The organism is Chryseobacterium sp. Bi04 (assembly GCF_918698085.1).
Classification (GTDB): domain Bacteria; phylum Bacteroidota; class Bacteroidia; order Flavobacteriales; family Weeksellaceae; genus Chryseobacterium.
The window spans coordinates 1-25053 of the sequence record NZ_CAKKLP010000018.1; the positions used below are offsets into that span (position 1 = coordinate 1).

The following is a 25053-nucleotide window of genomic DNA, read 5'->3' on the forward strand; positions in this document are numbered from 1 at the left end:
GCAGAAAGAGTGGCAAAGATTGCTCTTGCCAACAAACTTTTAAAACAAGCCTTTGCCATCGGAAAGAAAAAAGAGAAATACAGAGAAGATTTTTGTTAAATAATTTGTTTTTTAACACAGATCATTCCGCAGGAATCCCAGCTTCTTAATGTTAAAGTATAAAAAGAGTATCGTATTGACGGCGATGTTTATTTATATTGTTTAGATTCTACGGGATGACAAAGCACTCATAAAAATATCTATAATTATAATCTGATAAAAAACCTATTTTCATCATTTACATAAAAATAAAGCATTCAGTTTGTCATTGCGCAAGAATCCCAGTCTCTTAATTTTAGAGTATAAAAAAGTATCGTATTGACGGCAATGTTTATTCCATTGTTTAGATTTCTACGGAATGACAAAAGCACTGATAAATATATAATTATAATCTGATTGAAACTTATCTTTTCATCATTTGCATAAAAATAAAACATTCAGTTTGTCATTCCGCAGGAATCCCAGTATTTTAATTTTAAAGTATAGAAAGAGTATCGTATGACGGCGATGTTTATTTCCATTGTTTAGATTCCTACGGGATGACAAACCACTGATAAAAATACCTATAATTACAATCTGATAAAAACTTATTTTTTCATCATTTACATAAAAATAAAGCACTCAATTTGTCATTCCGCAGGAATCCCAGCTTCTTAATGTTAAAGTATAAAAGAATACAGTATTGTTTATTATATTTATAAACCGTTGTAAGATGATCCTATAGAATCATATTACAACAACAAAACAAATACACAAATGATAGAATTTTCAAAAGGAATATATACATTTTACATCTATATTCTCACCAATAAAAACAGATCTGTTCTCTATACAGGAGTTACAGGTAACCTTCATAAAAGATTATATCAACATAAAATAAAGAAAACCCCAAGCAGTTTTACAGCAAGATATAATGTTGAGTTTTTGATTTATTATGAAAAATACAACTGGATTCACCATGCAATTGAACGAGAAAAAGAGATTAAAAGTTGGTCAAGAATAAAAAAACTGGAATTAATAAGAGAAGTAAACCCGAATTTAGAGTTTTTGAATTACCTGTTTGAACATTGGTTTTAAGCTATGTTTTCAAGTAATGAATTCAGGTTATAGAAATTTAAACATAATCTTTGTCATTCCGCAGGAATCCCAGTTCTTAATCTTAGAGTATAAAAAGAGTACTGTATTGACGGCGATGTTTATTTATATTGTTTAGATTCTACGGGATGACAAAGCACTCATAAAAATATCTATAATTATAATCTGATAAAAAACCTATTTTCATCATTTACATAAAAATAAAGCATTCAGTTTGTCATTGCGCAAGAATCCCGGTCTCTTAATGTTAAAGTATAAAAAGAGTATCGTATTGACGGCGATGTTTATTACATTGTTTAGATTCCTACGGAATGACAAAAGCACTGATAGAAATATCTATAATTACATCTGATAAAAACTTATTTTTTCATCATTTACATAAAATAAAGCATTCAGTTTGTCATTCTGCAGGAATCCCAGCTTCTTAATGTTAAAGTATAAAAAGAGTATCGTATTGACTGCGATATTTATTTACATTGTTTAGATTCTATGGAATGACAAAAGCACTGATAGGAATATCAATAAGTTTGGGCAATAAAAAAAGTGAGCTAAAGCCCACTTTTATTGAATATTATCTGTTTTCTAAAACCTCATCACATCCTTCACTACTCCATTCTTCTGGGTATGCTGCAGCAGTTCTTCTTCAATGAATGTTTTTATTTTTTCTTCAGTTCCGTTATTTGGGAATAAAAGGTGGACATTAGCTCCGGCATCCAGTGTAAAGAATAAAGATAATCCGGTTTCTTTTCTAAAATCCCAAATCTTATTGATCACTTCCAGTGTTCCGGTTCTCATCAGAATAAAAGCAGGATCACTCATCATCATCATCGCATGAAGAGTAAGCGCTTCATGTTCAACCAATTTAATAAACTGGTCCATGTTTCCACTTTTCAGGATCTCTTTCATCGGAACAAAATTTTCTCTTGCTTCCTGAAATCTTCTTTCTGCATATGGATTGGTCTTCATTAAACCGTGTCCCACTGTAGAAGAAACACTTTTCTGCCCCTCATGGATTAATAAAACCCAGTCATTAAAGCTTTTGAAAGTATCGTGAATCTCATGATCCGGATAAGGTACAGCAAATAGATCAGAACTATTCTCAACCTCATCTGTTTCTCCCCAAACCACCAATCCGTTATATAGGCTTCTGCATGCGCTTCCGCTTCCTAACCTGGCTAAGAATGAAGCCTTTCTTAAGGATCCTTCTTCAGAAGTTTTTCCTGTAAACATTTCATCCATTGTCATCAGGCATTTAGCAATAGCTCCAAATCCTGAAGCTGAACTCGCTATTCCTGAACTGTGCGGGAATGTATTTTCTGTTCTGATAATATATTTTCCTTTTAAGATCCAAGGTAAATACTGTTCAATATTTTTGAAATATTTTTCAATTTTTTCGGCAAATTGTACTTCCTCATTTCCTGCCAGAAAAGTATGAACAGAAAAAGGCTCATCAGCCACAAACTCCATTGAAGTATTAGTTTTACAGTGATTTAAAGTATAACTGATACTCGGATTAGCAGGAATCTGATTCTCATATTTCCCCCAATATTTAATCAAGGCAATATTAGACGGACAGCTTTCTGAAACGGTCTGAGTATGAATCGTAAAGTTTGGATTTCCTATAAATTCTTGTGTTGTCATCGTTTATTTTAAGTGGTAAGAATTTTTTTAATCACCCCGACTAATCTTTGATTTGCTACTCCTCCAGAAGAGGAGAATTCTTATATCAATCAAGATATTCGTAAAAACCAGGGATTTTTGAAAAATAATATGTTTATAAAATTTTACAATTAGTACATTTTCTCAATAATATCCGCATATTTTTTAAGTACTACATTTCTTTTGACTTTCAGTGTAGGAGTAATTTCTCCAGTATTGATGTCAAATTCTGCCGGCATTAAGGTAAATTTTTTCACTTTCTCATAATCGGCAAGATGGCTTTGCAATTCTTTCACTTTATCTTTATAAAAGTTGATCACCTTTTCGTTGGTTACTATATCTTCCCAGCTTGTAAACGGAATAGTATTATTCTTGATAAAGTCCTGCAGGAATTCAAAATTCGGAACAATTAATGCAGAAACAAATTGTCTTCCCTCTGCAACCAGCATGATCTGCTGTATAAAGTTATTATTGGTCAGAAGGTTTTCAATTTGTTGTGGAGCAATATATTTTCCGTTGGATGTTTTCATCAGATCTTTGATTCGGTCTGTAATGATCAGGTTTCCTTTTTCATCAATTTTCCCTGCATCACCCGTTTTGAACCATCCATCACTGGTAAAAACTTTCTGAGTTTCTTCAGGTCTGTTGTAATATCCTTTCATAATTCCGTTTCCTTTAGCCTGGATCTCATCACTTTCTCCAATCCTAAGTTCTACCCCCGGCAGCGGCTTTCCACTGGTACCATGCTCGAAATGAGTCAAAGGAAAAAGTGTTAAAGTAGCTGTAGTTTCTGTCAACCCATACCCTACTGTCACATGGATTCCTACAGATTCAAAGAATTTGGTTACTTCAGGGGATAAAGAAGCACCTCCACAAGGCAGGAACCATAACCGGCCTCCCATTTTCTCCTTTATTTTACTGAAAACCAGCATATCTGCAATAGATTCTTTACATTTCAATCCAAAAGGAACAGGCTTTTCATTTCTTCTAAACTCTGCAGTTTCCCACCCTGTTTTTAAAGCCCAGTCAAAGATTTTTTTCTTAAATGATGAACCTTCCTCGGCTTTTTCCAATACTCCGGCATATACTTTCTGGAAAAATCTCGGCACCGCACACATGGTGGTAGGCTTTACCTCTTCCATTGCTTTTGCTACGTTTTTCGGATCTTCAAGGAAGTAGACCCTTGCTCCTCCATAGAGGCAAAGTAAGCTCCAGCTTCTTTCAAAAACATGACTTAAAGGTAAAAATGCCAATGAAAGTTCTTCTTCAAAGTTTTTAAACTTAAAAAACTCAAAGTGCGAGTCAAAGGCTTTAATAAAATTTCCGTGGGTAAGCATTACTCCTTTTGGTGTTCCGGTTGTTCCGGAAGTATAGATCAGCGTTGCTGTATCTTCATATTCTCTTTTACAGATTTCCAGTGTTGAAGAAGCTTTTGCTATAAAATCCTCAAGGTAGAAGCTGTTAAATTCTTTCTTGATCCATACAGATTTCTTAGAAATAATAATGGTATCAAGGTTATTTCCTTCTTTATGTAAAATCTCCAGACAAGCATCATACTGAGCCTGATCTCCAACTAAGACAACCTTAGCACCGGAATCATTGATGATATACTCAGCCTGTTCGGCATTATTTGTAGAATAAACAGGAACGGTAATCGCTCCGATAGACATTGCTGCCAAATCGCAGATCATCCATTCAGAAGAATTGTCTGAATAAATAGCCACTTTATCGTCTTCCTGAACTCCTGCTTCTTTCAGAGCATTGGCTGTTTTAAAAATAATTTCACTGAATTTCTGCCAGCTCAGCTCTTTCCAGGCCTCATCTTTCTTTTTAAAGCCTATAGCAGCTTTTATAGGATGTTTTTCTACATTTTTAAGGATAATTGCCTCTGCCAGATTCATTTCTTCAGCTTTTTGTCGTTAATATAATTGTTCAGGTGAAAGTCTATACTTTCTTGTACAGGAATAAACTGATACTTCAGTTTATCTTTTATTTTTTGATTGGAAATAGTGTTGAACGAGGATATCGCTTCAATATTTGATTTGGTCACCATCTTCAGCTTGGGAATCAGCCATCCGAGAAGTATATTAGCTATTCTTCCAAGATTCAATAGCGATTCCTGAAGTACTTTAGCATCTTTAAGACCTAGCCTTGTTCTGATTTGTTTCGCAAGATCTGTAAATCTTTTATTCTCAGAAACAATGATAAACCGTTCTCCAAAAATATTATTCTCAAGCAATTCTATAGCAATATTTGCCACATCTCTTACATCTACATAAGCGGAACCTCCTGCAAAGGTAAAACCATTATCAGCAAAGGTAGAAAAAAGCTCTCCACTGCTTTGGTTCCAGTTTCCGCTTCCAATGATCATTCCCGGATTGAGGATAGCTACATTGAGTCCTTCTGCAGAAGCTCTCCAGGCTTCCATTTCAGATAGATGTTTGGAAATAGCATAAGCAGAATGTTCAATTTTCGGATTAAAATCAGAATCTTCATCCAGCTCCCCCTTTTCATTAAAATTATCCAAAACAGCAACAGAGCTTACGTGCAGAAATTTTTTCACATCAGATCCTTCACAGGCAAACAACAGGTTTTCTGTCCCTTTTATATTGGTATGGTACATTTCTTTTTCATCTTTGGGATGAAAGCTTACTTTAGCGGCACAATGATACACTTCTTCTACTCCTTTTAAAGCGGCCTGAAGAGTATTGAGATCATTAAAATCTACATCTATCCATTCGATCTTATTAAAAAAATCATCAGGATTCTCAGTATAAAAGCGATATGAATGCCTTACTTCGTTTAAATTGCTGCCCGGTCTTTTGGAAGCTCTTACGTTTTTACCTCTTTTAAGAAGTTCCAACACAAGTATTCTTCCCAGAATTCCGGTAGCACCCGTTACAAAAACCATTAATTATGTTACTTGATTGCTGACTAAAATATGACAATATTTTCTATCCGGCAATTCTTCATTCTTCTGCAAAAATGTTTTGAAAAACTGCTTCTGCAAATTTGCGATTTTTAAAGCATAATTCAACTTAATTTAACCAATATTATCATCCTGTAGATCATAAAATGGCCAAATAATGCGGAATCATTCTCCAAGCCAGGGTCTGTAAAAGCTCCGGAAATAAATTGTCATTCCTCAGAAATCCGGATATGCTATTTTAAAATTGGATAGCTTAGATTCCTAAGGAATGACAGTTATTGGAGAAAAATCCTTTTATTTTTTTATGCTGTAACCATATTATTTCTTCTTGGAGCTTTGTCGCAGAGGACATCTGCAATACTTTTAGAGATAAGGTTTTCTTCTGTAAGATTATCCAGCCAGAAAAACTCTCCTGCAGCATTGATTTCAATAAAGAAGTATTCGTCTTCAGGGGAAACAATAATGTCTATTGCTCCATAATCAACGTTGTATACATCCAGGAGTTCTAATAATTTTTCTTCCACATCTCCCGGAAGTTCCGTTCTTACCCATTTATCGATCAGATTCACACCATCTTTCCTCCAGTCTACTTTTGAATCTTCAAACTGTTGGGAATCTACCTCAAAAGCATATACATCTCTTCCTACGATAGTAACCCTGAGTTCTTTTTTCTTCTCAATCATCTTCTGAAACTGCATTGGGCAATACAAAAGTGAATCCAGCTCTTCCAGCCTGTCTTCACTGACAACATTTGTAAAAACCACATTCTCCACACCATCTTCATAAATAGCAAATCCGGTCTGCATTTTGGCCACTACATTCTGATGTTTAAGAATAAACTTTCTGGCTTCTTCAGGGTTATTGGTAAGGCAGGTTTCAGGAATTTTAAGCCCTATCTTATCTGCCACTTTCAACTGTTCTTCTTTACTGTCAAGTCTTCGGTAGACACTTGGTTTCCCCAATGAATAGACATCTACAGATTCAATAAAACCAAAAATGGTATTGCGGATCTCTCCCATTGCAGCTCCGTAAAATTTAGCTTCCAGCTCGTCTCTCAAGCCTTTTCCCATATTGTAAGCCCTTCTGTACCAGATGGCGGAAATATCATCTAAGCGGTATTTTACCTCCTGGGTTTCAAGAATACTTACCCATTTTCCATCCTGAAAAACAGTTGACAGTTTATTTTGTAAAGGATATAAGTCTACATCAAAACGGATGACCTCACAGCCATTTTTTCCGATATATTCTGTTACTTTTTCAATTGAAAAGTTATCTGCAGTATGTGTTATAATTAAAATTTTATCCATGGAAACTGATTCTTTTTATAAGATTGTCGGCAATTCTCTGTGCTATAGGAAAGTTCAGTTCTTTCTGCAACATTCCCCATTCTCCCTGTGGATTCACTTCCAGAAAGTAGTAGCTCCCATCTCTCCCTTTTATCATATCAATAGCTCCCATATAAAGCCCCATTTCTTTCATCATTGAACTTATATTTTTTTTGATATCTTCCGGTAATTCATAGGTGGACCAAAAATAACTTTCATGAGCGACACGCCAATCAACATTCTCACTGTTATTAATTTTACCTGTAAAAAATTCTCCGTCCACATATATTATTCTCAGCTCATATTCTTTATCGATATAAGGCTGAAAAATCATGGGACAATACGCAATATCCGAAATATTGACCAGAGTATCTTCTTCAATAATAGTAGTAGAAATCTGGCTTTCACCACTCATTGCTTTAACGGCCACACTGTGAAGTTTGGCAATCGCTTTTCCATTACAATACTTATGAAAAAAAGCAGTGATCTTTCCTTCGTCGTTGGAAAATATCGTTTTGGGAATGGTCAGATTATTCTTTTGAGCGATTTTAAGCTGAAACATTTTATTTCCATCAATTTTCCTTTCTTTTTCAGAAGGGTTGATCCACGGAATATTTTCTAAAATTGTTATCAGATTATTTCGGAGGCTTCCGTATTCTTTCAGGAAAATTTTCTCATAGTCTTCATCCAGCTCCTCCGGAACGCTTATTTTCCAGGCTTTCCTATGCCAAACCCCTTTAACATCATGCGAGTGAAGAGTATTTCCCAATTCATCCGTCAGTTCGAATGAATCTTCATTGATACTGATTTTCTGAAAATGGTTCATTTTGTCAGAATTCAGTCTGAAATATGGAATATGTTTGGAGTTAAGATATTCAAAAAAGAGATCGATATTATAGAAATCCTGTGAGTGTGTAATACAGAGAATCATGAGCCGGTTTTTATTAAAAAGGGAAACTTAATGTTTTAAGTTTCCCCTTACTATAGTTTTGTTCTGTTCTATTACTTATACTTCTAAAGAATCATCATCACCATCAGAAGGGTACTTCATCGTGTGTTCCATATCCTTCAGCGCAGATGTTACAGTGTCGATAATCGGTTTTGTAATCACATCCCTTTCAGGAATTGTAATTTCTAATCCTCCTTTTACTTTTTCAGGTTCTTTAAGTTGTTTTTCTAGAAATGATGCGAAAAACGGTTTCTTTTTTGAATTTTTGTTTTCCATAAGTTATAATTTTATTTTTGGGAATTGATATAATGATAATTTGGATTTGAATTATAATTCATCTCCCGACTCATCGCTATCGGATGGATATTTCATTGTTACGTTATCATGCCCCGGAAGAGAAACGTTATCTTCAAGTGCTGAAGTAAGAGAATCCTTGATAACCGAAGTAACATTATCCAGACTTACTGAAGTAATAGCACCTCCTTTCACTGTTTCAGGATCTTTAAGCTGTTTTTCTAAGAAAGATGCGAAAAATGGCTTCTTCTTTGAATTTTTGTTTTCCATAAGTTAAAAATTTTATTTTTTTGATAAACCAAAGTACAAAAAATTCAACTCATGGAGAAATAATTAATTATTTTAATAAAATTTTAACATATATAACAAAAATGATGTATAGTTTTAACTCAAAGCAAGAAATTGTTTGACAACTTTTGCAAAATCCACAGGATTTTCTGCCTGCACCCAATGTCCTGCATTTTTTACGGTAACAACAGTCGCCTTAGGAAACTGCTGTTTAATACCATATTCATCCTGTGGCAGAATATAATTGGATTTATCACCGGCAATAAATAAAGTATCTCCTTCAAAAACCCCAAATTTAACTGCATTAGAGACAAATTCGTTATATTTTTCAGACAAAGTCTTCAGGTTGAATCTCCAGTTTAGCTTCTTATTATCATCCCAATACAGGTTTTTAGTTAAAAACTGAATAGTAGACTTTTCGGGAATATATTGACTAAGGACTGTTTCAACATCATTTCTTGAACCTACTGTATTGAAGTCTACCGTTTCCAGTGCTTTTATGATGCCCTGATGGTGCGGAGGATAAGCTTTCGGAGAAATATCTACCACAATAAGCTTTCCTACTCTTTCAGGGTATTTTAAAGCAAACTGCATGACAGCCTTCCCACCTAAAGAATGTCCTAAGACATGAGCTTTCTGAATTCCATAATGATCCATATAACGGGCAATGTCGTCTGCCAGATCATCATGGGACATACTTTCCGAATGAAAGCTTCGTCCGTGATTTCTAAGATCAATCAGATGTACCGGAAGATATTCACCAAGGTCTTTTCCAAAGCTTCCCCAGTTGTCAAGCATTCCAAACAATCCGTGAAATACCAGGAGCGGCGTAGTTGTTAAGCTTTCGCCGAATATTTTTGAGTTTAAGATTTCCATATTTATTAAGATAATAGATTTCAGATATCAGATTCCAGATGAGCAGCTCAGACACAATACTTTGGTCTAAAATCTCACATCTAGCATCTTGTATCTATTTTTACCACTTAGCCAGCCTCTTTAAATAAGCCTGAACTGTATTTTCCAATCCCATATAAAGTGCTTCAGAAACTAAAGCATGCCCGATGGAAACTTCCAGCAGGTTCGGGATATGATCTGCAAAATATTTCAGATTATCCAGGCTTAGGTCATGTCCTGCATTAATTCCCAGTCCAAATTCTGTAGCTGCAACCGCTGTATCATAATAAGGTTTGATGGCCTGCTCTTTATTGGTTACATAATTTTTAGCGTAGGCTTCAGTATACAGTTCAATTCTGTCTGCTCCTGTTTTTGCGGCATATTCTACCAATTCAGGTAATGGATCCAGAAAAACAGAGGTACGGATTCCTGCATTTTTAAATTCTGCAATGATCTCTGTAAGAAAATCGAGGTGTTTTTTTGTATCCCATCCTGCATTAGAAGTAATAGCATCATCAGCATCGGGAACCAATGTTACCTGTTCCGGTTTTACTTTCAATACCATATCAATGAAATCCTGATGTGGGTTTCCTTCAATATTAAACTCGGTGATAACCAGTGGTTTCAAATCATAGACATCTTTTCTTGTAATATGCCTTTCATCCGGTCTTGGATGGATTGTAATACCCTGTCCCCCAAATTCCTGAATTTTTACAGCAGCTTCAGTAACACTAGGTGTTTCACCACCCCTTGCATTTCTTAACGTCGCAATTTTATTAATGTTTACGCTTAATTTTGTCATTTTTATGTAAGATGTTAGACGCTAGACTTCAGATGTCAGACTAATATTATTGTACTATTAACCTCTGATTCTAGCTCTTAATGTTATTTTTTATTAAGATTCTAAAGACTAATTGGTCTCTACTTTCCAGTTTCTCATTGTTATACTTTACTTACCTGCATTACCTCGAGGTCAAATTCTTTTGAAGCAACCAGCAAGTGGTCAAAAATATCAGCCTGAATCTGTTCAAAACGTTCCCATTTGGAATCGTTGGCAAAGCAATAAACCTCAAGAGGAAGCCCCTGTGGAGTTATATCCAGCTGACGAACCATTCTCGTTCCGTCTTTATCCACATCAGGTTCGTTTTCTATATATTTTTGGGCATAATATCTGAAAACCCCGATATTGGTAAGCTGTCTTCCGTTCACTACTTTATCCTGATGTTCAAGGCTTGAATTTTCCTTTTTGATCTCAGCACTTTTTTCTTTAAGATACCCTGAAATAAGGTTCACTTCTTTCAGTCTTTCAATATCCTCCTCTGTCAGAAACTTAAAAGAATTGATATTAAAGTAAATGGATTTCTTTATTCTTCTTGTATTGGACTCAGACATTACCTGAAGGTTCTTGATTTCTGTGGTCAACAGATCATAGGTAGGAATGGTAGAAACCGTTTTATCAAAATTGGTGATTTTTGTTGTTAAAAGGCTTATTTCAGTAATATTTCCTTCCATATTGTATTTTGGGATACTTACCCAGTCACCCACTTTTAAATTTTTGGAAGTCGCTACGTGAAGTCCCGTTACAAATCCCAGAATGGTATCTCTGAAAACAAGTACCAAAACAGCTGTAATTGCCCCCAAACTTCCAACAATGGTAGTTCCTTTTATTCCAAAAACCACACAGATCCCTACTACTGTAAATATAAAAATCCCAAGGATCTTCACGGTTTCAGAAAGGGCATTCAAGGCCATTATTTTATAAAAATCCTGCTTGATTGCAAAATAATTCCGGAATGCAGTGAGCGATCTGTAAAGCATTCCGGCAAGTATCATTACCAGCCCCAAATTAACACTTCTTATAATAAAAATTGTTGTTTTTGGAAGAACACCTTCAGGAAATATAGAGCCCTGCAATGCTCCTACGATAATCAGTGCAGCAAAGTGAGCTACTGAATTGGTAATTTTAGACTGATATATAGATTTTAGAATCGGAAATTTTACCTGGTCATGAAATAAACGGAAGATAAAATTGATGACAAATTTAAAAACAAAGTCTACAATCAAAAATACAGCACAAAGCAATGCCAGTTTTACGATGATATGAACAATCCAGTCCAACCCGGTGGGAGAAATCTGGGTGATATAATTATACAACTGTTCGCTTAATTCCTGCAAATAGTTTTTGGTTTCTTGTAGGTCATCTTTCATTGACAGCAAATTTATAAAATAAGAATGACGATTTTTACTATTCATCATCAATTTTCATCCCAAAAAATATTCTTCAGCAAATATCCGGTAAAAAAGCTCCATCAATAATAACTCTACAGAATCCTTAATGATAAAAGGAAAATAGACTATACATAATATTATTTAAATGACAATACTAAGAACAATTACACTTTTAATGTTTTACTATCAATTATTTATCACAATTGGTAAAACTAAGCTCATCAAAATAAATACAACAGGAAGTATGGGGAAAGCAGGTCTTATCCTGGAATATGTCATCTTATTTTAGGACGGGACACTGTAATAAAATTTTCAATTAAAATATAAAGGTGGCTTTTTATAAGGCCACTTTTTTTATCTTGCATCTATATTTTTTTAAGAATGGATACCACAATTATTAATATTCTCTGCCTTGTTTTGCTGTTTGTCGGAATTCTAGGAACTTTTCTTCCGGTTCTTCCAGGACTGCTATTAAGTATCTGCGGACTTTTGATTTATAAATTCGGGACTGATGCAGATCTTTCGATGATTTATATCTGGGCATTTGGAATTCTTACTGCCGCATCAGTGGTATTGAGCTATGTAATTCCTGCAAAAACCAACAGAAAATACGGAGGAACACGCTGGGGAAGCATTGGTTCTGTCATCGGGACCATTGTAGGAATCTTCATCCCTATTCCGTTAGGCTTTCTGATCGGGATGTTTGCCGGAGTATTTATTGGAGAATTACTTCATGACAGTAAAGACATGAACAAAGCCCTGCAATCCACCAAAGGAGCCTTTATCGGGTTCATTTACGGAACGGGTTTCAGTTTTGTAGTAGGTGTGGCAATGTTTTTGGTGGTATTACTCAATATGCTTACTATTATTTAAATAAAAAAAAGAAACTATGTTCCATAAAGTCCTTATCTTCAGTCTTGGAATACTCGCATTAACAGGATGCGATGCCCAAAAGAAAACAAAAACAGAAACAAAAACTTCTGAAATGAGTTCCAGCACCAAAACTTCAGATCAAAAAGGAGATATTATCTACTTCAATGAAGGGGAAAATAAATTCCTTAAAGAATATGAGATGAATGTGACCTTTAAAGGTATTTCAGAAGACAGCCGCTGTCCTGAAGGCGTGAACTGCATCTGGGCCGGGGTCGCTCTTGCCCAAGTAGAAGTAATGGGTACCACAACAAGGCCTGTATTGTTAAACCTTGCCAGTATGGATCATCCTGCAAGAAACTATCATCAATCGGCAGATTTCAACGGATATACTATTACATTACAGGAAGTTACCCCCTATCCTAAAGCGGCAAATGATGGGTTAAAAGCTTCGATTGGAAAATACAAAATCGGGATTACCATAAAAACGACTGAAAGCCCATCAGGGACTACCACGAAATAGGCTTTTTGCCTTTGGAAACAAGATATTCATTAATTTTTGAGAAAGGCTTGCTTCCAAAAAAACCTCTGTATACAGAAAATGGTGATGGGTGTGCCGATTTCAGAATAAAATGCTTAGCCGGATCTATAAGTTCGGCTTTTTTCTGTGCAAAAGCACCCCACAGTACAAAAACTACATTCTCTTTTTTATCTGAAATTTCTTTTATGATAAAATTAGTGAACTTTTCCCAACCGAGATCTTTATGAGAATTGGGAGTATGGGCACGAACGGTCAATGTTGCATTCAGCAGCAGTACCCCCTGTTTTGCCCAGTCATCCAATTCTTTAGAAGTTCTTACTACTCCAAGATCATCTTTTAATTCGATAAAAATATTTTTAAGGGAAGGCGGAGCGGTTACCTGTTCGGAAACAGAAAAACACAACCCATTAGCCTGATGGTCATTATGATAAGGATCCTGTCCAATGATCACCACTTCAATATCTTCAAACGGTGTTAATTCTAACGCTCTGAAAATTTGATCTTTAGGAGGGAAAACTTTAGTAGTTGCATATTCATTTTTCACTTTTTCCCATAGGGTTTTAAAGTATTCTGTATTCTTTATCGGGGCTAAAATTTCTGTCCAGGTCATAATTCAATTTGATAATGAGTTCATTTGATTATTTACTATTCTTGCTTTATCAAAAAACACTGTCTTTTGGTAAACTAAAGGGCTTTTTTCAGACTAAAAATAACATTTTCAGGATTCTTTTCGTCTGTTTTGTTTTCTTCTAAAACAAAATTATGCTTTAAAAGTAATCCCTTGGAATTTTCATTCTGGTTACTGGTGAAAGCTAAAATTTCCTGTAAATTTAAGTCATTAAATCCAAAATTTAAAACGGATTTCAATGCTTCACTCATAATTCCTTTTTTATGATAATCGGGAAGCAGCTCATATCCTACTTCCGCAGTTTTCCGGTCTTCTGAGAATTTCCACAGGCAGATAGTTCCAATAAGGTTCTTTTGGTTTTTATAAGAAATTCCCCAGAAAATGATCTCTTTATTCTGAGTTCTTTTCCTGATGCTTAAAATAAATTCTAAAGCGTCATAGTTGGTCTTGGGTGAATTCCTTTTAACATATTGATTAATCAGCTCATTACTCCGGATCCGTAAAATATCTTCTACATGGTTTTCATTGATTTCCTTTAAAATGAATCGTTCGGTTTCCAGTTTCATCCTTCAAATGTATTAAACTCATCATCAATTAAAAACTTTTATCAGAAAAACCTTTCTCATTCTTTATTGTCAATCTCTCAAATTAGCTCATTTTCAAATTACCACCGTATTACATTCACATTTTCTCACTAAATTTGCAGTGTGTATATAGATAAAGAAGATTTAGACGAATTAGAGTTTCCGCAATTACTCGCGGAAATTTCCCCCCTTGCGTATTCTCCGAAAACACGAGAGAAAATTCTTCAACTTCGTCCGATGGAAATAGACGAGGCAGAGCTTTCATTGAAAAAAACATCAGAGTATCTGTCGAGTTTTGAAAGTTCAAATGCAATTCCGTTTGATGAGTATGAAGATATTGAAAATGAGCTGAAATTAATGCTGATTGAAAATTACCGTCTTGAAAACAGTGCTTTCATTAAAATCAAAACCATCACAGAACAAATAGGAAGGCTTCAGAAGTTCTTCCCTACCATGCCGGAAACCTTCCCTACCCTTATAGAAGATGTTTCTGTACTGGAGTTTAAGAAAGAGATTATTGAGAAGGTAGATAAAGTTTTCAACCGTTTTGGCGAAGTAAAAAGTGAGGCTTCTTCCGCTTTAAAAGAATTGAGAACAGAGATCCAGCATGCTAAAAAAGCCATTCAGGAAAATTTCAACCGTGCGCTTACCACCTATGGACAAAGTGATTTTTTGGATGATATCAGGGAGACTATTATTGATGACCAAAGGGTTCTTGCCGTAAAATCGGGTTTCAAAAAAAGGGTTCCGGGCAGAACATTAGGGATTTCAAAAACAGGTTCCATTACTTATATCCAGCCGGACAGTGTTGTAAAGCATTACTTCAAGCTTCGTGAAAGTGAAGAGGAAGAGAAAAAAGAAATAGACAGGGTTCTGAGAAAACTTACTGGTGAGCTGGCAGAGTTTCAGCCTCAGCTGTGGAGATATCAGATCTATATTTTTGATCTTGACCTTACAAGAGCTAAAGCTAAGTTTGCAGATTTAATTAACGGGGTATTACCAAAAATTAACCGCCATAAAACCTTAAAGCTGAGGGATGCCTTCCATCCGTTATTATGGTTAAGAAATAAGGTAGAAAACAAAACAATCTATCCTCAAACCCTGGCTTTAACGGAACACAACAGAATTATCTGTATTTCCGGCCCGAATGCCGGTGGAAAATCAATTACGCTGAAAACAGTTGGATTATTACAGCTGATGATTCAGAGTGGTATTCTGGTTCCTGTTCATCCGAAGTCTGAAATGTTTTTCTTTGAGAAAATGATGACTGATATCGGCGATAACCAATCTATTGAAAATCATCTGTCCACCTATTCATCAAGATTGAAAAAAATGTCCGGGATCATCCGTGAGGCTGATGCGAATACTCTTTTACTGATTGATGAGTTCGGAACAGGTTCTGATCCGGAACTGGGAGGTGCTTTGGCAGAAAGTTTTATGGAGTATTTCTACGACAAGAAAAGTTTTGCAATCATTACCACACACTATACCAACATTAAGCTGGTGATAGAACAACTTCCCAATGCTGAAAATGCAGCTATGCTGTTTAATGAAGAAACCCTTGAACCCATGTATAAATTGGAAGTGGGACAGGCGGGAAGTTCATTCACATTCGAAGTTGCTGAGAAGAATAGAATTCCAAGATTCATTATTCATTCTGCAAAGAAAAAAGTGGAACATGATATTGTGAATCTTGATAAGACCATTGTGAAGCTGCAGCAGGAAAAGTTTGAGGTTGAAAAGCTGAAATCTGACCTTGCCGAAAGAAAAGAATCTGTAGAAGATAAGCGTGATAATCTTCAGAAACTGAATGAACAGCTTCAGCAAAAGCTCTTTAATTTCCAGAAACTCTATGAAGAGGAACACCGTAAACTTCAGTTTGGAAACAAAATTGAGGCGTTCATAGACAGCTATACAAAAGGAAAATCAAGGAAAGATGTTGTAAAGGATTTTGTAAAGCTTCTGGAACAGGAAAAGTTTAGAAAGATAGGCGCTGACAAAGACGAATCAAAACGTCTTCAGGTGGTTAAGAGGAAGATTACCCAACAGCTTAAAAAGGAAGATGTGATTGAAAAGATTGCTGAAACCAATGAAAAACTGGAGGAAAAACGTAAAAGTGACCGTGCTGTTTGGATGAAGGTGGGACAACGTGTCCGCATCACAGGAAGCACCAGTGTAGGGACCATTGAAAAAATATCCCGAAACAAAGTAATTGTCAATTACGGAACTTTCAAAACGACTATTGATGCGGAGGAACTTGAAAGAATTTAATCAATTGGAGAATGGGTTAATTTGAAAATTAATCTAAAATAGCTAATGGAGAGCATCTTAAGGTGCTCTCTTTCTTTTTGTACTTTATATCATAAGGAATATCTTCTATTTATTTTCCTCAGCATTCATTTTTATCTAAAAATATAAGACTCAACATTTGATTCCTCTTTCCTGTGGCAAGAAAAATTAGATATTTCAGACGGCCATTTAAAGAAAATACAAGATTTAAAAGAACTGCAACAGTATAATTATCTTCCGAAAAGCATTTAATTTATATATTTGGGGATCAAAAATTTGTTATAATGATTTCAGTAGGCAAAGCATTCTATCTATCTGCATTTAGTATTTTCTCTTTAGCATTGGTTAAAGGCCAGAATAAAGTTCCTTTTGGAGTGGTAAAAGCTGAAGAAGGATATGCCAATGTACGTGTACATAAGGATAATTACAGAAAAATTGTAGATAAAATCCGTATGCGTAAAGGGGATGTTTTTGTTTATGTAAAGCCGGCGCCGGGAGAAACGGAATGGATCTGGATCAAATATCCTGAAAAACAGGACGAGGAAAAGCCTTTTGTAAGGTATGAAACTCTTGATAAGGAAGGAATGGTAAATAAAGATCGTATTGCTTATATTGACCAGCTTCCCCAGTATACACCTTCCAAATCCAAGAATGGAAAGTCGCTTATTTTCACCGATAATTCTGACCCTAAAATCCCCACAGCTCAAAGGAGTAAAGTAGTTATTGATATTTACCCATCCAATGCCGGATACCGTAAAAAGGAGAAAGATGCTGATGGAAAACTCCTTACTATCGATAAAATAAAGCCATGGGGAATAGGCAATGATCTCCCTGAAGGCATGACCGAAATTAAATCAATCAGGGTTCAGCAGCCTGGAAGAGGTTCTGTTTTTGTAAGGGAAGCTATCAAAAACATGTTTCAGCCCACCATGGATTTCAATAATGTGGCGGTAACCTCTTTAGATAACGACAATATCTTTCTTTATATGATCAATGGTTCAGGAGAATACAGATATACAAGTCTTTGGACCATTAAAAAAGGAAGAGTGATCAGTCAGATTATTTACCATAATCCGGAATAAATTCATTATTTTTGCCCCGAAAAAGTTTAACGCTTATTCATCATGGAAATAGGTTCTGCCTAACAGCAGATTAAAAAGGGAATCGTGTGAAAATCACGAACTGTCGCGCAACTGTAAGTAACTGAAGTCTTTTATTAAGATCCACTGTGCGGGGCATGGGAAGGGGATAAAAGATGTTACAAGTCAGGAGACCTGCCTTTTTCTTAAACAAAAAACTTTCGCGATATGAAGTTTATTGATCTGATGGATTTTTTCAGGGATTTCTTGGATTCCTGTTATTATTCTGTTGTTTTAATAGTATTTCATTTCGCTTTAATTAATAATGAAATATGACTACAGAAGAAAGAATTGAAGCATCCGAAACCAGAATATTTAAAGCGGTTTTCCCTAACACAACAAATCATTATGATACCCTTTTTGGTGGTACGGCTATGCAGCTGATGGATGAAGTAGCTTTCATTACTGCTACCCGATTTGCAAGAAAAAGAGTGGTCACTGTAAGCAGTGATAAAATTGACTTTAAAAAACCTATTCCTGCCGGAACTATCGTTGAGCTGATCGGAAAGGTTGCCTACGTTGGAAAAACCAGTATGAAGGTCAATGTAGAGATCTACACGGAACAGATGTATTCTTACGAAAGAGAAAAAGCAATCATTGGCGACTTTACTTTTGTTGCCATTGATGAATTCAAAAAGCCAATCCAAATCCTATAATTATAAAGTTTCGGGCGGCCAAAGGCCGCCCGAAACTATTTATAGTAAGAATTAAGCTTTTATTTGATCACTTTTCCTGTTTCCAGACTTCTGGTCAGCAATAATTCAAAAGCTTCCCCCATCTCATCAGAAGCTCTGCAGATGGCATTTTCAAGCATGCTTCTAATTTGTTTTTCCGTAACTCCGGCTTCTGTCCAGCTTTTTCCTGAGGTATGTGAATTGAGGATAAAAGGAATAATTCTGTCAATAGCACACGCAAAAATAGCATCTGGCGTTATTTCTTCTTCAAATTCCAGCCATAAATTGAAAAACTCCGAACGTAACGGCTCGTCTAAAATTCCAAAGATCTTTTGAGCAGAAACTTTTTCCCTTTCAAACTTGCCAACCATCGCTTTTTCATCAAAAAGAAAAGTATCGCCAGCCTCAATTTCAACCAAGTCGTGAATGGAAAGCATTCTGATAACTCTCAGCAAGTCAATATCAGCACGGTTTTTTGCATAAGGATATAAAATCTGTGCAAGAATAACAATCTGCCACGAGTGTTCTGCAGTATTTTCCCTTCTTGAATCATCTGCATTATAATTTCTTCTTTGTACGTTTTTCAAAGCATCTACTGCCAGGATAAAATCGATTTCTTTCTGAATTTTCATTGTATTATTTATCTATTATATTGCCCTGCCGGATATACCTTGGTTCTGGTAACCCATTTGTTATTTATTTTTTCCCTGGTAATCACTTTTACACGGTCTTCATTGGTCATATCTTCTTCCCTCTCCAATACCTTTTCTAATCCTTTGTTAGGAATTACTTGATATTCTGTAGTAAAAATCATGCAACATCCGGATTTTCCTGTGGCAACAAGGCGCTTACGCTTGGCATCTACACCGAATAATCCAAAATAATTGGAGCCAATTTCCGTAAGCTCCTCACTTTTCACAAATGCCATTCTGGTACTGTTAAATACATAGACATCATAGGATGCACTGCTGTAATTTCCTTTATTTCCGTTTCTAATAGCTATATCTTCCGTTCCGTCAAAGTTAAAATCATCAATAATAAAAGGACTTTCCTCATGGGTCAGCTGAATCATTTTTCCGGGTACCAATTTTTGACCTTTGTTTAAATAAAATACCAGATCTTCGGAAGTAAAAGTCTGAACTTTGGTGTTCTTATTGTCATACAGTTCTATTGTTCCCCTGTCTTTACACTGCTCATCAAAGCAATTTTCAATAGTAATAATAGCATTATTATAGTTCTTTGATACTTCTTTAACTTCAAACTGATATTGTCCAAAACATAAAGGGCCTAGCAGAATACATGCAGATAAACTTCTGTAATAATTCAAAATTTTCATAGTAATAGCAAATGGATTTAGGTGTTTTTTATTAATTATTACAACAAAAATACAAATCATAACGCCGATTTCAAAATCTCTTTGCCGTAGATAAAGAATGAATTTTATTCAAGACTTGCTATAGAACACCTCCATTTCTTTTCAGCCTATCTTCATTTATTTACCGTTTTTGGGACTATTCTGGTCTCATTTCGATTTTAATAAATTAATAATTGAAAATTATAATGCTGATTATCAATTATTTAATTATTTTATTTTAAAAATTCCACTACTTTGTATTGCATATTACCATTTTAATTACATATCTTTGTAATGTAAAATCGGAATAAGCTCATCTAGCTAGGAGCAATATTCTAAAATATAACCAATTAACAAAAACTTATCAAAGATGAATACCGAAAATACCAAAGCGCAAATGCGAAAAGGAATTCTGGAATTCTGTATTCTAAGTCTCATCAATCATCGCGAAATGTATGTTTCTGATCTGATAGATGAACTGAAAAAAGGAAAACTGGATGTTGTGGAAGGAACCCTCTACCCACTTCTGACAAGGCTTAAAAATGGAGAGTTTCTCTCTTACAGATGGGAAGAATCTACAGGAGGGCCACCCAGAAAATATTATCAGATCACTGAAAAAGGAAAGCTTTTCCTGAATGAACTTCAAAACACCTGGAATGAACTGACAGCGTCAGTAAGCCAAATCACTCAACAACATTAAAAACAAAGCTATGAACAAGACACTCTCAATAGGACTCGCAGGTTTTTCTTTTACCATAGAAGAACACGCATATATAAAGCTCAGCGATTACCTGAACGCTCTTAGAAGCTCACTGGATGCTTCTGAAGTAGATGAGGTAATGCACGACATAGAAATAAGAATGGTAGAGATCTTCAGAGATTCTCTGGGAAAACGTGAAGTGATTAATGATATTGATGTAGAAAAAGTAATCGCACAGATCGGAACTCCGGAAAAAATAGAAGAACAGGAAGAGGCTTATTTTTCTGAAAAAACAACAAATAAAAATAACTACTCAGGTTCCAATTATACAGATAAAAAGCAATTGTTCCGTGATCCTGAGAAGCAAAAGGTTGCAGGAGTTTGTGCAGGTTTAGCACAATATGTAGGAATGGATATTACGGCTATGAGAGCCATCTGGTTAGGAATTTTCGTCTTAGGAATTTTTACCGCAGCTATTTCTTCCTCATTGATCGGACTTTTATATGTTATCCTTTGGATCGTTCTTCCAAAAGCTGAAACAGCAGCAGATTTCCTGAAAATGCAGGGAAAGCCTATGAACTTCGACAATCTTAAGAATGAGTCTAATAAATTAGTACAGTTTGCTAATGAATCTACTCAGAGAGTCGGAGAAATATATAACGAAAACAAACCTTATATCAACAACGCAGGAAGCGGAGTCTGGAATATTTTTAAATATATAGTGGGCGGAATCTTTGTGCTGATGGCTGTAGGAAGTATTATTGGAGTATTTGTAGTCTTTGGCCTTTTTGGAATGGATACAGATTTCCCTGGTGCCAATCAAATCAGATTCTATATGGATGATAACGGCCTTGATAAGGTATTGGCAGCTATAATGGTTATCGGAAGCTTAATCCCGGCTATTATCTTTAGCTTATTAAGCATTAAAATATTCTCTCCAAAAACTAAGCTGAGAAATATCGGATGGGTAATAGGTGGATTATTTCTTCTGTTAATCGGATTAGGAACTTACTTTGGATTAAGTATGGCAAAGAAAAACCTTATCTACAGAGGAAGCAAAGAAGACACAGAAAATGTGGCTATCAATACCAATTCTGACACCATCTATCTAGATGTAAAACAGGTAAGCATCCCTCAAAACTTCAAAGCTTATGATGATGATATTTATTCTGATAAGAGATTCGTTTATGAAGAAGATTATATTTCTGTAGACGTAACGAGAAAACCGGATATTAAGACCCCTTATCTGATCATTAAAAAAGAAGGAAACGGCTATAACTTCCCTATTCAGTTAACGGTACCGGTAGAGGTTGTTGATAACAAAGTAATACTTCCAAACTACGTTAAATATCCATATGAACACAGATTCAGAGACTACAGAGTAAATTATGAACTGGTAGTTCCTCAAAAAGCAATTGTTATTCCATTAAAAAAAGACAGCATCAACTTCGATGGGGATCTGGATGGTGACGGCATCAATGATGATGATCAGGACAGAGATGAGAACCAGCATGGTATAAGAATCGAAAAAAATAAGATTACAGTAAACGGTTCTACAATAAACTATGATCCTAATGATAAAGACAGTGTGATCATTAATGGTAAAAAAGTTCCAAACTACCAGGCTGAAAAAGTAATTGATTCTGTAACGTCCGACATCAAAAAACTGAACAAAGATGTAGACATCAAGATCAAAGACGGAAAAAACGAAATTTCCATACAAACTAAATAATTAACTTCAGAGAGTGCGAGAAGGTGTGAGTGGATAGCAACCGTTTGAAATTCACACTCTTCTTCTCTCAGAAAAGAAAAAATATCATATTATTTAGTTTCCTATGTGAAAAAAAAGCTTTACTTTCGTAGTATTAAAATATAATAACCAACCAACAAAAAACACACCCCTATCATGATACAATTTGCCCTGGAATTTGTTATGAAAATCGTAGATTTAATCAACGGTTTGTTTTAAGAGCGATAATATTTCAATATATTTGTAAAGTATAACCAAAGTTTGGTTATACTTTTTTGTTTTAATCCAAGAATCTATGAAAAAACTGATAGGCAGACTAATGCTAAAATTATTGGGCTGGAAAGTCGTTCTGCAGGGCGATGTAAACAGCCTGAACAGATGTATCCTTGTAGTGGCACCACATACCCATAATATGGAATACATTTTAGGAAATCTTGCCTACTGGTCTTTAGGGAAGCCATTAAAGATCATTATTAAAGATGCCCACACCAAGGCATGGTATGGAAGCCTTGTAAGAGGACTTGGAGGTATCGGTATAGACAGAACTCAAAAAAATGATCTGGTCAACTTTGTAGCGAATCAATTTGCAAAAGAAGATTTCAGCCTGGTTATTACCCCGGAAGGAACAAGAAGCTGGGTTCCGAAATGGAGAAAAGGTTTCTATCACATGGCATTGGCAGCAAAAGTTCCTATTGTACTGGCAGCGGGAGATTTCAAAAGAAATATTGTTTACCTGGGCTATACCATTCCTTATGAAAGGCTTGCATCTGCTCCTTTTTCAGAGATTATGCAGGAAATTCAGGATTATTACATTAAAAATGATATTGGTCCTAAAATTCCGGCTAACTGGAATCCTAATATTATGGGGGAATAAGTATCATCAACAGCAAATTATCAACATACAATGAAAGGTCAGAATAAAGAAGAAATATTGGCGTTTTTGAATAACTGGGGAAACGAAACCCTGGCAAAAACACTGGAAATAAAATTCATCGACATTGATGTCGAAAATGAAACCCTTACGGCCACAATGCCTGTGCTTCCAAGAACCCACCAGCCTTTTGGAATCCTGCATGGAGGAGCCAGCTGTGTATTGGCTGAAACCTTAGGGTCAAGCCTGTCTAATATTTTCATAGACGGGAACAAATACTATGGTGTGGGAACCAATATCAATTCCAATCATCTGAGAAGTAAGAAAGATGGGCTTGTAACCGCTACTGCCCGCTTTATCAGAAAAGGAAAAACCATGCATGTTTCAGAAATTGAGATCAGGGATGAAAAAGGAGTACTCATCAACCATACGACGATGACGAATGCTATTATCCTGAAATAGATTAAAGGAATATCAATAAAAAAATAGAAGACTCAATTTTTTTGAGTCTTTTTTATATACTTACTGCAAACTTTTCAGAGTACCGGAATATAAAGTAAAGAATATTTCTTTAAAAAAACAGCTCTTTTAATTTTGACATTTTTAAGACTAATAATACCTTTGCAGAAAGGAAAATCAACGTGGGAATTTCCTATAGTATTTCCGGGCGGTGATTTTCAAAATCCATCCACAGCTAATGATTTATTTCAAATTTCCTTTTGACGAACAATTATATTCCACAGATAAAAATCAGAATATAAATTCCATAAATTTTTATTCTTTTGACAAACTGCAACAGGTAATTTTTAAAGGTGAAATTACTGAGGCTGAAGAGCAGCAGATTGCAACCGATATTATAAACAATCCCTTATTACAGGATCAAACCCATTTTGAAGAAGAAACGAAGGAAGAATATATCCATAGTCTTCACAATGTGATTGAGGTGATAAAAAAAAACCAACTTCCTAAACTGGTTTATTCAAGAAGAAAAATATTCAGGAACTTTGATCAGATTGATCTCACAGAAAGCTTTAAAAACCTGTGCACCTCTTATCCGAATGCATTCAGGTATTTATTTAATGATGGACAGGATGCCTGGATGGGTGCTTTTTCTGAAGTTTTAGGGAAATTCAATAAGGAAACCTATGAATTTGAAACCATGGCACTGGCGGGTACGCTACCGGTTTCAGAAGAATGGGCCGAAAAGGAGATTGAAGAACAAAAACCCGTTACCACCTATATTCAGGATATCCTTACAAATTATTCCGGCAATGTACAGCAGTCAGAAACTTACGATCATATTTCCGGCAACATCAAACACCTTCGTACAGATTTCCGGACTTATATAAAGCCTGAGGACCTTGATACCCTTATCCGGGATCTTCATCCTACTCCGGCAGTATGTGGAATTCCTAAAGACTTCTGCATTGAAAATATTCAGAGGTATGAAAAGTTTCCCCGTGAATTATATGCCGGTTACATTAAAATTGAAACTGAAGAAAGTATACAGTTTTTTGTAAATCTGCGATGTGCAAGACTTTATCAAGACTCTGTACATGTCTTTGTGGGTGGCGGAATTACCGCTCAGAGCAACCCGGAAAAAGAATGGACTGAAACAGAACTGAAGTCTGAAGCCATTCTTAAAAATCTGGCAACTTCGTAAAAAACATAAAGAATTTAAATAGAAATAAGAAACCTCCTTCAGATTGAAAGAGGTTTTGTTTATTTAAATATAAGTTATTCTGAGTTATTTCTTTACTCCGATTCTGCTCCACGTATCCATAACGAAAAGCAAAATAAGCCCAATAAAAGCTGCTGCCGCAGAAAATACAAACTTCAGGTTATCACTCTCTTCTGATAAAACATCTGACTGCCAATCTATAGCGTAAAGATTAATGGCAATGAATACAATAAATAGTACTAAAAATACTTTATAAAACTTCTTCATAATT

26 protein-coding genes and 1 riboswitch are annotated in these 25053 nt (G+C 35.4%); of the genes, 11 read left to right on the plus strand and 15 right to left on the minus strand.

The genetic code is table 11. The annotated features are described in order from the left end of the window. Window positions 1-795: 795 nt before the first annotated feature. Complete coding sequence (locus LQV47_RS20480) at window positions 796-1116, plus strand: GIY-YIG nuclease family protein (RefSeq protein WP_230040986.1); 321 nt, start codon at window positions 796-798, stop codon at window positions 1114-1116. 600 nt (window positions 1117-1716) lie between these two features. On the opposite strand, the gene LQV47_RS20485 is transcribed toward LQV47_RS20480, so the two are convergent. The 10 genes from LQV47_RS20485 to LQV47_RS20530 form a co-directional block, all read right to left on the minus strand. Further along, window positions 1717-2775 (minus strand): diphosphomevalonate decarboxylase, encoded by a 1059-nt coding sequence (locus LQV47_RS20485; RefSeq protein WP_230040987.1) that lies wholly within the window; start codon window positions 2773-2775, stop codon window positions 1717-1719. 149 nt (window positions 2776-2924) lie between these two features. Then, window positions 2925-4694, minus strand: coding sequence for a long-chain fatty acid--CoA ligase (locus LQV47_RS20490; protein WP_230040988.1), 1770 nt, complete (start codon window positions 4692-4694; stop codon window positions 2925-2927). After that, the gene (locus LQV47_RS20495; protein ID WP_230040989.1) at window positions 4691-5704 is read right to left on the minus strand and encodes an NAD-dependent epimerase/dehydratase family protein; all 1014 of its coding nucleotides are present in this window, start codon (window positions 5702-5704) and stop codon (window positions 4691-4693) included. Before LQV47_RS20495 ends, LQV47_RS20490 begins: the two co-directional genes overlap by 4 nt. A 320-nt stretch (window positions 5705-6024) precedes the next feature. After that, window positions 6025-7029 carry an MvdD family ATP-grasp ribosomal peptide maturase gene (locus LQV47_RS20500; RefSeq protein ID WP_230040990.1) on the minus strand — a complete coding sequence of 335 codons (1005 nt, stop codon included), beginning with the start codon at window positions 7027-7029 and terminating at the stop codon, window positions 6025-6027. Further along, window positions 7022-7978 (minus strand): MvdC/MvdD family ATP grasp protein, encoded by a 957-nt coding sequence (locus LQV47_RS20505; RefSeq protein WP_230040991.1) that lies wholly within the window; start codon window positions 7976-7978, stop codon window positions 7022-7024. Before LQV47_RS20505 ends, LQV47_RS20500 begins: the two co-directional genes overlap by 8 nt. 75 nt (window positions 7979-8053) lie before the next feature. Then, window positions 8054-8272 carry a microviridin/marinostatin family tricyclic proteinase inhibitor gene (locus tag LQV47_RS20510; protein WP_230040992.1) on the minus strand — a complete coding sequence of 73 codons (219 nt, stop codon included), beginning with the start codon at window positions 8270-8272 and terminating at the stop codon, window positions 8054-8056. Between the two features lie 51 nt (window positions 8273-8323). Continuing rightward, window positions 8324-8560: a microviridin/marinostatin family tricyclic proteinase inhibitor gene (locus LQV47_RS20515; RefSeq protein ID WP_230040993.1), complete on the minus strand. Its 237-nt coding sequence runs from the start codon at window positions 8558-8560 to the stop codon at window positions 8324-8326. Between the two features lie 114 nt (window positions 8561-8674). Next, window positions 8675-9454, minus strand: a complete 780-nt coding sequence (locus tag LQV47_RS20520) for an alpha/beta fold hydrolase (RefSeq protein ID WP_230040994.1) — start codon at window positions 9452-9454, stop codon at window positions 8675-8677. A gap of 100 nt (window positions 9455-9554) precedes the next feature. After that, a complete protein-coding gene (locus LQV47_RS20525; RefSeq protein ID WP_230040995.1) occupies window positions 9555-10274 on the minus strand; it encodes a pyridoxine 5'-phosphate synthase in 720 nt (239 codons plus the stop codon). Window positions 10275-10414: 140 nt separating this feature from the next. Next, on the minus strand, window positions 10415-11680 hold the full coding sequence (locus tag LQV47_RS20530; RefSeq protein ID WP_230040997.1) for a mechanosensitive ion channel domain-containing protein: 1266 nt from the start codon (window positions 11678-11680) through the stop codon (window positions 10415-10417). Between the two features lie 402 nt (window positions 11681-12082). Between LQV47_RS20530 and LQV47_RS20535 the strand changes: the two genes are divergently transcribed. After that, the gene (locus tag LQV47_RS20535; protein ID WP_230040998.1) at window positions 12083-12574 is read left to right on the plus strand and encodes a DUF456 domain-containing protein; all 492 of its coding nucleotides are present in this window, start codon (window positions 12083-12085) and stop codon (window positions 12572-12574) included. A 16-nt stretch (window positions 12575-12590) separates the two neighbouring features. Beyond that, complete coding sequence (locus LQV47_RS20540) at window positions 12591-13094, plus strand: hypothetical protein (protein WP_230040999.1); 504 nt, start codon at window positions 12591-12593, stop codon at window positions 13092-13094. On the opposite strand, the gene LQV47_RS20545 is transcribed toward LQV47_RS20540, so the two are convergent. Together LQV47_RS20545 and LQV47_RS20550 are read right to left on the minus strand one after the other, a co-directional pair. Further along, complete coding sequence (locus LQV47_RS20545; RefSeq protein WP_230041000.1) at window positions 13081-13722, minus strand: uracil-DNA glycosylase; 642 nt, start codon at window positions 13720-13722, stop codon at window positions 13081-13083. The genes LQV47_RS20540 and LQV47_RS20545 overlap by 14 nt on opposite strands. Before the next feature lie 74 nt (window positions 13723-13796). Next, window positions 13797-14306: a GNAT family N-acetyltransferase gene (locus tag LQV47_RS20550; RefSeq protein WP_230041001.1), complete on the minus strand. Its 510-nt coding sequence runs from the start codon at window positions 14304-14306 to the stop codon at window positions 13797-13799. A 141-nt stretch (window positions 14307-14447) separates the two neighbouring features. On the opposite strand from LQV47_RS20550, the gene LQV47_RS20555 reads away from it, so the two are divergent. The 3 genes from LQV47_RS20555 to LQV47_RS20565 all read left to right on the plus strand — a co-directional run bounded on the left by LQV47_RS20555 (window position 14448) and on the right by LQV47_RS20565 (window position 18408). After that, complete coding sequence (locus tag LQV47_RS20555) at window positions 14448-16595, plus strand: DNA mismatch repair protein MutS (RefSeq protein WP_230041002.1); 2148 nt, start codon at window positions 14448-14450, stop codon at window positions 16593-16595. Window positions 16596-16897: 302 nt separating this feature from the next. Further along, a complete protein-coding gene (locus tag LQV47_RS20560; RefSeq protein ID WP_230041003.1) occupies window positions 16898-17695 on the plus strand; it encodes a hypothetical protein in 798 nt (265 codons plus the stop codon). A 33-nt stretch (window positions 17696-17728) separates the two neighbouring features. Next, window positions 17729-17910: riboswitch (cobalamin riboswitch) on the plus strand. Window positions 17911-18024: 114 nt separating this feature from the next. After that, window positions 18025-18408 carry an acyl-CoA thioesterase gene (locus LQV47_RS20565; RefSeq protein ID WP_047487307.1) on the plus strand — a complete coding sequence of 128 codons (384 nt, stop codon included), beginning with the start codon at window positions 18025-18027 and terminating at the stop codon, window positions 18406-18408. A gap of 59 nt (window positions 18409-18467) precedes the next feature. Here LQV47_RS20565 and LQV47_RS20570 read toward each other — a convergent pair whose 3' ends face one another. Together LQV47_RS20570 and LQV47_RS20575 are read right to left on the minus strand one after the other, a co-directional pair. Next, on the minus strand, window positions 18468-19058 hold the full coding sequence (locus tag LQV47_RS20570) for an HD domain-containing protein (RefSeq protein ID WP_230041004.1): 591 nt from the start codon (window positions 19056-19058) through the stop codon (window positions 18468-18470). A gap of 8 nt (window positions 19059-19066) precedes the next feature. Beyond that, window positions 19067-19762, minus strand: coding sequence for a hypothetical protein (locus LQV47_RS20575; protein WP_230041005.1), 696 nt, complete (start codon window positions 19760-19762; stop codon window positions 19067-19069). A 388-nt stretch (window positions 19763-20150) separates the two neighbouring features. Here LQV47_RS20575 and LQV47_RS20580 point away from each other — a divergent pair, with 388 nt between their 5' ends. The 5 genes from LQV47_RS20580 (at window position 20151) to LQV47_RS20600 (ending at window position 24764) form a co-directional block, all read left to right on the plus strand. Further along, window positions 20151-20480, plus strand: coding sequence for a PadR family transcriptional regulator (locus LQV47_RS20580; RefSeq protein ID WP_047487297.1), 330 nt, complete (start codon window positions 20151-20153; stop codon window positions 20478-20480). Window positions 20481-20490: 10 nt separating this feature from the next. Further along, window positions 20491-22212 carry a PspC domain-containing protein gene (locus LQV47_RS20585; protein WP_230041006.1) on the plus strand — a complete coding sequence of 574 codons (1722 nt, stop codon included), beginning with the start codon at window positions 20491-20493 and terminating at the stop codon, window positions 22210-22212. Window positions 22213-22525: 313 nt separating this feature from the next. Then, window positions 22526-23104, plus strand: a complete 579-nt coding sequence (locus LQV47_RS20590; RefSeq protein WP_230041007.1) for a 1-acyl-sn-glycerol-3-phosphate acyltransferase — start codon at window positions 22526-22528, stop codon at window positions 23102-23104. A 30-nt stretch (window positions 23105-23134) separates the two neighbouring features. After that, complete coding sequence (locus tag LQV47_RS20595) at window positions 23135-23563, plus strand: PaaI family thioesterase (protein ID WP_230041008.1); 429 nt, start codon at window positions 23135-23137, stop codon at window positions 23561-23563. A 235-nt stretch (window positions 23564-23798) separates the two neighbouring features. Further along, complete coding sequence (locus LQV47_RS20600) at window positions 23799-24764, plus strand: chorismate-binding protein (protein ID WP_230041009.1); 966 nt, start codon at window positions 23799-23801, stop codon at window positions 24762-24764. An 84-nt stretch (window positions 24765-24848) separates the two neighbouring features. On the opposite strand, the gene LQV47_RS20605 is transcribed toward LQV47_RS20600, so the two are convergent. Then, window positions 24849-25049 carry a hypothetical protein gene (locus LQV47_RS20605; protein WP_047487286.1) on the minus strand — a complete coding sequence of 67 codons (201 nt, stop codon included), beginning with the start codon at window positions 25047-25049 and terminating at the stop codon, window positions 24849-24851. Window positions 25050-25053: the final 4 nt, after the last annotated feature.